The organism is Bacillus sp. Cr_A10, assembly GCF_029222665.1.
GTDB lineage: Bacteria > Bacillota > Bacilli > Bacillales_A > Planococcaceae > Psychrobacillus.
This window is the reverse complement of sequence record NZ_JARHXR010000002.1, coordinates 278,456-285,442: the sequence shown is the minus strand read 5'-3', so window position 1 is coordinate 285,442 and position 6,987 is coordinate 278,456. Positions and strand designations below refer to the sequence as shown.

The window sequence follows — 6,987 nt, the reverse complement described above, 5'->3', positions numbered from 1 at the left end:
CGAATACTAATCGATCGAGGACTTAACCAAATATGAATTTACGAGCATCAATGTCTTTTATCCAGTTTTGAAAGAATATAGAAATTTTATCAAAAAACTATTGAAATAATCTCTAGTTATGGTACAATTAATCTTGTCTTTCAAATTAATATGTCTAGTGATGATGGCGAAGAGGCCACACCCGTTCCCATACCGAACACGGAAGTTAAGCTCTTCAGCGCCGATGGTAGTTGGGGGTCTCCCCCTGTGAGAGTAGGACGTCGCTTGGCATAATAATATTCCGAAGTAGCTCAGTGGTAGAGCAATCGGCTGTTAACCGATCGGTCGTAGGTTCGAGTCCTACCTTCGGAGCCATTTCTGGAGAGCTGTCCGAGTGGCCGAAGGAGCACGATTGGAAATCGTGTAGGCGGGTAACCCTGTCTCAAGGGTTCAAATCCCTTGCTCTCCGCCAGATAATTTTCTCTCTACATAATATAATGGCCCCTTGGTCAAGCGGTTAAGACACCGCCCTTTCACGGCGGTAACACGGGTTCGAATCCCGTAGGGGTCACCATTTAAATAATTAACCAGTGTTTTTGGAGGATTAGCTCAGCTGGGAGAGCATCTGCCTTACAAGCAGAGGGTCGGCGGTTCGAGCCCGTCATCCTCCACCATTAAAAAATATAATATTGTCGCGGGGTGGAGCAGTTCGGTAGCTCGTCGGGCTCATAACCCGAAGGTCACAGGTTCAAATCCTGTCCCCGCAACCAAATGGTCCCGTGGTGTAGCGGTTAACATGCCTGCCTGTCACGCAGGAGATCGCCGGTTCGATCCCGGTCGGGACCGCCATTTATCAATTAATAAATTAGAGATTTAGGATAAGCAAGCAAATCGAGGAAGCAATCGAACGAAAGAAGGAGCGTACTAAAGTACGTGACTGAATAAGTGAGTGCAGCTGACAAAGAGTTGCGCAGCTTAGCGTAAATCGATTAGAGATTTGGAATAAGCAAGTAGGTCGAGGAAGCAATTGAGTGAAGAAAGACGCGTACTAAAGTACGTAACTGACTGAACGAATGTAGCTAACGAAGAGATACGTAGCTTAGTGCAAATCGAAGAAGGCTCAGTAGCTCAGTCGGTAGAGCAAAGGACTGAAAATCCTTGTGTCGGCGGTTCGATTCCGTCCTGAGCCACCATTTAAAATGCCGGAATAGCTCAATTGGTAGAGCAACTGACTTGTAATCAGTAGGTTGGGGGTTCAAGTCCTCTTTCCGGCACCACTAATAGTGGAGGGGTAGCGAAGTGGCTAAACGCGGCGGACTGTAAATCCGCTCCTTAGGGTTCGGCGGTTCGAATCCGTCCCCCTCCACCATTTTTTATATAGGGGCATAGTTTAACGGTAGAATAGAGGTCTCCAAAACCTTTGATGTGGGTTCGATTCCTACTGCCCCTGCCAATTTATAAGTTAACTTTGAATAATGGCGGTTGTGGCGAAGTGGTTAACGCATCGGATTGTGATTCCGACATTCGTGGGTTCAATTCCCATCAGTCGCCCCATATTCCTTTTGAGTTAGCTCTTTTTTTATTTAATAATGGCGATTGTGGCGAAGTGGTTAACGCACCGGATTGTGATTCCGGCATTCGTGGGTTCAATTCCCATCAGTCGCCCCATTGGGGTATAGCCAAGCGGTAAGGCAACGGATTTTGATTCCGTCATGCCCTGGTTCGAATCCAGGTACCCCAGTTTTTTGCGGAAGTAGTTCAGTGGTAGAACACCACCTTGCCAAGGTGGGGGTCGCGAGTTCGAACCTCGTCTTCCGCTCCAACTATAATTCGGCGGCATAGCCAAGTGGTAAGGCACAGGTCTGCAACACCTTTATCACCGGTTCAAATCCGGTTGCCGCCTCCAATTTTTAATTTAACATTTGAAACACTTTATTTGCCGGTGTGGCGGAATTGGCAGACGCGCGGGACTCAAAATCCCGTTCTTTCGAGAGTGTCGGTTCGACCCCGACCACCGGTATCATTAATTAAATTTTGATTTGTTTTAATAAAAATAAAATCCTCGTAAATGTTATTAAATTAACATTTACGAGGATTTTTTTGTTTTTGAGAAAAGCATATTTGTATTGTTGCTAGAAAGTATAAGTTCCCATTTACATGTTGTATGTAGATAGCATTATTCCTTCTTTTTTATCGATGTTGATCTACAAGAATTTGATTCCCATCTGGATCTTCAATTGTAAAATGAGCTGGTCCTTCATTTCCTGCTTCAGTCAGCATTTTCATTCCTTTTGCTTTAAGTTGCTTTTGAAGTCATCCCCTACTCACCACGTTGTTCGGAGCATAACCGAAGTATAAATTCTTTCATATCGACAATACGTGGGAATGTTGGACTTGCGGTGGTTCCTGCAATCAATAATGGTACAAGTGTTTCTTGTTTGTGTAATGAACCGTGCGCTGCCCCACTAAGGTGGAATGGTGTGGATTGGGCTTTAAAATCACAACCTGGTTTAGCGTTAACGACAATGAAACGACCCGAATGGGAGTGTAATGCACTATAAATCCTAGCTAACGCATCTGGATAATTCCCGTAAGATACCTCTTTTTCATTTTTTACATGCAAATCCAGAAGTTCGATGTTTCCCTCTATACTCCATGTTTGGTTATATTCATCCTTGTATTTACCAGTTGGACAGAAACGCAATATTCCTTGTCTCATGCCAGATGTAATGTTTATATAGTTATTATCCTTCCAGGCAATTATATCGATTCGTCTATCATTCATTAGACGTTCTGCAATAACAGATAGTGGTAGGTTCTTATCCAATATGTAAATATAAGCCATACGCTGATTTACACATAGGACAAGCTGGTCTTTTTTGCGTACGCTGCTTTCAAGTCTGGATATGCGATATTTTTTTAGTATTTTACGTAAATCAATAATAAATTTCCGGTAGTTGGAACCGGTTGGAGAATGGCCGTTATCTCCCATCACCATCCATACATTCCGATTGAGAGCTTCCTCCCAGCTTGGATACATATTCAACGTTTTTTGGATTTCTCGGTCAATTTTTGTAATTCCTTTTAAATCTTTCGGACCCTTGAAATGAAGGCGGGTGTCCATATCTTGAAATATGCAGAATGTAAATCCTGGGAGTTTGTCCTTACGTATTAAATATCTGAGCTCCCGGGCTGTAAATTTATAATTTCCAGCAGCTATTTGCGTTGTGAATCCCCACGGTCGCAATTTAGAAAAGAGACCTAAAGAGAAAATGGATGTGGCGTTGGTTGTCCATTCACCGTTCTTGAAGCGGGTCAGTGTACTGAGTAATCGAGGTACGTGTAACCGATGTGGGGTATTTCCGCGATAGACAAAAGAATTAATAGAAGCGGAAGGAATTCCCTTGTTGGCCAAATCCTCATAAATTGTAGAAACCTCACTACTTAAATGCTCATTATTCAGTCGGTAAAGCATATTATGGGCGGTACTACGCATTCCTAACCTAAACGTTTCGCGAAAACCAGTCCCGTAGTTAATAATCTCCATTCTGGAATCATCGTACCAAGTTAAGCCAGGAACATGGTGTTCATCAGCATATGTACCTGTCAAGAGAGTGCTATCAATAGTGACAGACATTGTCGGAAATGAACTGACCATATTGGGAATATAACTGCCGTTTTCCATTAGAAATTTTAAGGCAGGAGCTAGTCCGGTTTGGATGGCAATTTCTAGCGGTTCGGGCATCAAAGAATCAATGTTTAGCAAAATTACTGGTTTTAGCGTTTGTGGGTCTTGCTTCATATGGTTTCATCCTCACTACCATTTACTTTTAGAAAGTACACTATTTTATATCTTTTGATTTTTAGAATTTATTATACTACCCATTTTTTTCCTGTAGAGATGAAAAATTGTAAAATGTGCTGGTCCTTCATTTGTTTCATCTGCTTCAGACAGCATTTTGGTTCCTTTTGCTTTAAGCGTAAATGGGAACTTATACTTTCTAGCAACATGACAAATATCCTTTTCTCAAAAACAAAAAATCCTCGTAAATGTTAATTTAACAACATTTACAAGGATTTTATTTTTATTAAAGCAATTTCATAATTTAATTAATGATACCGGTGGACCGAATCCTACTTTATACACACAAACTTTTTGGAAAAGAATTATCTAAGTTAGCTTCGTTATACTAACAGTCACAATTTCATCAATAATAAATTTGATCTAAGTATAAATGAGGACCATGAAATATACCAACATAATGATAGTAGAACTTTTGAATGCCTGTGAATTTTTATAACTAAATTACATTCATTATCAATTTAAGTATAGAGTTTATATTTTCTATTTTATCGATTGAAAAACGCCATTGATAATCGCGTGTATTTAAAACTTTATGGCATCTATGGGTTTAATATTCAGCGGATCAAAAGTGATTTCATATCCTTTGTAAACTTTTTTCAGTCCGTATTTATCGACATAATAATCAATCGATTTTTTTAAGTAATCTGCAGTTATTTCGATATGAACACAAACATCCTCTAAGGTAATTTTCCTCAGCTCATAACATTCTATCAGCTTTTCGAGTGATACAACTTTTTCATATCCCCATCTTCTAGCAACGAGTTCTAATTTTTGATTTTGGACTAGATTTAAATCGGTAATGTCCCCGTATGTCGTTTCGTAATGTCCCAATTCTTCTGCAAGAATACCATGTTTTTCATAACTATTTTTTAGCTTATTTATATATATCCTTTTATCTATATATATTCCACCGAGACCTTTAGGCATTGTTGGATCTTCAATAATCTTTATATGCGGGTATTCAATTATCAATCGTTCATAATCCACACATTACACCTCATTTAATCTCGTTTGAATTTAATATAGTTAATGTAGTTTTTAATTGCTTCCATTTCTTCATCTGTAACATCATCATCGATGTGGGCAGCAAGGGTTTCAATTTTTGAATAAGACTGTTTAGTGTCTAATCCAAGTATTCTATCCATAGAGACATTAAAGGTTTCTGCAATAGCTCGTAACATCCTTGTTTTAGGTTCAGTAGTATCTGATTCCCATTTGGATACCATACCCTTTGTAATTGAAAGACCTGCTTTTCTATTTATTCTTTCTGCAAATTCTTCCTGAGATAACTTTTCTTCATCTCTAATTTTTTTTAACTCTTTGCCTATTGAATACATCGTTACTACCCCCTATTAATTAATGTAAGTATAATCTAAAGTTTCACTTATGACAACTTATTTTAAAATTTTTATTAAAAAGTTGTTGACTATGAAACTTTTACCTGTTAAAGTCATCTTATAAGTTTCACAAGTGAAACTTTAATTCTTAGATTTGAAAGGAGATTAACATTATGAAAATGAAAATAAGTTAATATTGTTATAAATTTATTATTTTTTTGTTTTGAAAGTTTCACAAATGAAACTTATTCTTTTGTTATCTATTCAAAGAAGAAATGGAAGGTGAAATTATGAAAATTAACTGGAAAGTACGTTTTAAAAACAAGCTCTGGGTGTCGAGTTTTGTTGCCCAATTATTTATTTTAATTGAGTTACTTTTAATTGGTGCCCATGCTATTGGTTGGACGAGTTTTCAGTTAACTGAAGAGATTCAAGATTGGGTATTCGCGGTAGTAAATGTCGTATTTGGATTGTTTGCTACAATCGGAAATATTCAAGATCCAACTACAGAGAATTTTGCTGATAGTCAAAGAGCTATGAACTACAACTAACTAAGTAATTCTTTAAGGAGGTGGTGGTAATGTAGGTAATGTGATAAAACAGAGGTAAGAAGTTGTACATCGTAATACAAAACTAAAATGGGGTGATTAATTATGGTAAAAGTATTTATTGATGCAGGTCATGGTGGGACGGATTCAGGCGCAGTGGGGAATGGGTTACAGGAAAAAAATCTAACATTGCAAATTTCAACTAGAATTAAAGATATTCTGCTTGCTGAGTACAACAATGTAAGTGTGTTAATGAGTCGAACAGGAGATCAATCTTTAACTTTGACGCAGCGTACAAATGCAGCTAATTCATGGGCAGCTGACTTTCTCCTTTCTGTTCACATTAATGCCGGTGGTGGAACAGGCTATGAGGATTATGTTTATCCTGGAGTAGGTGCACCTACTACTACTTATCAGAATACTATTCATGAAGAAATATTAAAGCTTGTAAACTATACTGATCGTGGAAAGAAACAGGAAAACTTCCACATGTTACGTGAATCTAATATGCCAGCTCTTTTGACTGAGAATGGATTTATTGATAATACAAATGATGCTGCTAAGTTGAAAACAGCTTCCTTCATTGAATCTTTAGCTCGAGGTCATGTGAACGGCATAGCTAAATGCTTCAATCTTCCAAAGAAAACTACAGCTGTTTATCATACAGTTGTGAGTGGGGATACTGTTTATTCATTAAGTCAAACATATGGTAGCACAGTGCAACAGATTAAAGATTGGAATGGGCTTGATGCCAATTACACTATTTATGTAGGACAAGTGTTAAGAGTGAAATAAAAAATGTCCTTTCTTTAAAAACTATCAAAAATTTGTCGAAACCTATCTAAGCCCTATTCACTTAAATGTGTGGGGCTTTTTTTTATGACTATTTCTAATAGAGCTATCCTATAAAAGTTTATTTAATAATAATGCGGGTAAATAATAATAAACAAATAATTGGATAATCTGAAGGAGGAAATAAAGAATGATAAAAAAATATAATTTTATTATTGAAGGAAAAATTATTGATGTATATGCGAAATCAAAAACAGAAGCACAAGAAAAAGCGAAGAAAATATATGATGAAATAAAAATAGAAGACAGATCCCATCAAAAGTTACATTGGGCATAAAAGGGTTTTCCATAAGTAATATTGATATTCATAATGATAAGCATATAAATGTTGAATTATTAGCATTTATAAGCTTTTTTATTTTGGTTTATATGTCTGATTTAAGAAACGGAAGTATTTTGGTAGTTA

The 6,987-nt window shown here is 37.4% G+C and carries 6 protein-coding genes, 16 tRNA genes and 1 rRNA gene; 20 read left to right on the top strand and 3 right to left on the bottom strand.

What is annotated here, in order from left to right; genetic code table 11:
* Positions 1–153: 153 nt before the first annotated feature.
* The 17 genes from rrf (at position 154) to P2Q73_RS02170 (ending at position 1,999) form a co-directional block, all read left to right on the top strand.
* Positions 154–269 (top strand): 5S ribosomal RNA (rrf, locus tag P2Q73_RS02250).
* 10 nt (positions 270–279) lie between these two features.
* Positions 280–354, top strand: a tRNA-Asn gene (locus P2Q73_RS02245).
* A gap of 5 nt (positions 355–359) precedes the next feature.
* Positions 360–451 (top strand) — tRNA-Ser (locus P2Q73_RS02240).
* 27 nt (positions 452–478) lie between these two features.
* Positions 479–553: transfer RNA gene (locus P2Q73_RS02235), tRNA-Glu, on the top strand.
* A gap of 24 nt (positions 554–577) precedes the next feature.
* Positions 578–653, top strand: a tRNA-Val gene (locus P2Q73_RS02230).
* Positions 654–672: 19 nt separating this feature from the next.
* Positions 673–749 (top strand) — tRNA-Met (locus P2Q73_RS02225).
* Between the two features lie 3 nt (positions 750–752).
* A tRNA-Asp gene (locus P2Q73_RS02220) sits at positions 753–828 on the top strand.
* A 268-nt stretch (positions 829–1,096) separates the two neighbouring features.
* Positions 1,097–1,172: transfer RNA gene (locus P2Q73_RS02215), tRNA-Phe, on the top strand.
* Positions 1,173–1,180: 8 nt separating this feature from the next.
* A tRNA-Thr gene (locus P2Q73_RS02210) sits at positions 1,181–1,256 on the top strand.
* 8 nt (positions 1,257–1,264) lie between these two features.
* Positions 1,265–1,348 (top strand) — tRNA-Tyr (locus P2Q73_RS02205).
* Between the two features lie 10 nt (positions 1,349–1,358).
* Positions 1,359–1,432 (top strand) — tRNA-Trp (locus P2Q73_RS02200).
* 25 nt (positions 1,433–1,457) lie between these two features.
* Positions 1,458–1,533, top strand: a tRNA-His gene (locus P2Q73_RS02195).
* Positions 1,534–1,571: 38 nt separating this feature from the next.
* A tRNA-His gene (locus tag P2Q73_RS02190) sits at positions 1,572–1,647 on the top strand.
* Position 1,648: 1 nt separating this feature from the next.
* A tRNA-Gln gene (locus tag P2Q73_RS02185) sits at positions 1,649–1,720 on the top strand.
* Between the two features lie 6 nt (positions 1,721–1,726).
* A tRNA-Gly gene (locus P2Q73_RS02180) sits at positions 1,727–1,801 on the top strand.
* Positions 1,802–1,811: 10 nt separating this feature from the next.
* Positions 1,812–1,885, top strand: a tRNA-Cys gene (locus tag P2Q73_RS02175).
* A gap of 32 nt (positions 1,886–1,917) precedes the next feature.
* Positions 1,918–1,999: transfer RNA gene (locus tag P2Q73_RS02170), tRNA-Leu, on the top strand.
* Between the two features lie 300 nt (positions 2,000–2,299).
* Here P2Q73_RS02170 and P2Q73_RS02160 read toward each other — a convergent pair.
* From P2Q73_RS02160 to P2Q73_RS02150, 3 genes are all read right to left on the bottom strand, one after another.
* Positions 2,300–3,781: an alkaline phosphatase family protein gene (locus tag P2Q73_RS02160; RefSeq protein WP_275783437.1), complete on the bottom strand. Its 1,482-nt coding sequence runs from the start codon at positions 3,779–3,781 to the stop codon at positions 2,300–2,302.
* Between the two features lie 585 nt (positions 3,782–4,366).
* Positions 4,367–4,831 carry an ImmA/IrrE family metallo-endopeptidase gene (locus P2Q73_RS02155; RefSeq protein ID WP_275783434.1) on the bottom strand — a complete coding sequence of 155 codons (465 nt, stop codon included), beginning with the start codon at positions 4,829–4,831 and terminating at the stop codon, positions 4,367–4,369.
* A gap of 14 nt (positions 4,832–4,845) precedes the next feature.
* A complete protein-coding gene (locus P2Q73_RS02150; RefSeq protein WP_275783431.1) occupies positions 4,846–5,181 on the bottom strand; it encodes a helix-turn-helix domain-containing protein in 336 nt (111 codons plus the stop codon).
* 290 nt (positions 5,182–5,471) lie between these two features.
* On the opposite strand from P2Q73_RS02150, the gene P2Q73_RS02145 reads away from it, so the two are divergent.
* The 3 genes from P2Q73_RS02145 to P2Q73_RS02135 all read left to right on the top strand — a co-directional run bounded on the left by P2Q73_RS02145 (position 5,472) and on the right by P2Q73_RS02135 (position 6,858).
* Entirely contained in the window at positions 5,472–5,732 is a 261-nt protein-coding gene (locus tag P2Q73_RS02145) for a phage holin (protein WP_275783428.1), read from the top strand.
* 102 nt (positions 5,733–5,834) lie between these two features.
* The gene (locus P2Q73_RS02140; protein WP_056833464.1) at positions 5,835–6,524 is read left to right on the top strand and encodes an N-acetylmuramoyl-L-alanine amidase family protein; all 690 of its coding nucleotides are present in this window, start codon (positions 5,835–5,837) and stop codon (positions 6,522–6,524) included.
* Between the two features lie 187 nt (positions 6,525–6,711).
* Complete coding sequence (locus P2Q73_RS02135) at positions 6,712–6,858, top strand: hypothetical protein (RefSeq protein ID WP_275783420.1); 147 nt, start codon at positions 6,712–6,714, stop codon at positions 6,856–6,858.
* Positions 6,859–6,987 lie beyond the last annotated feature (129 nt).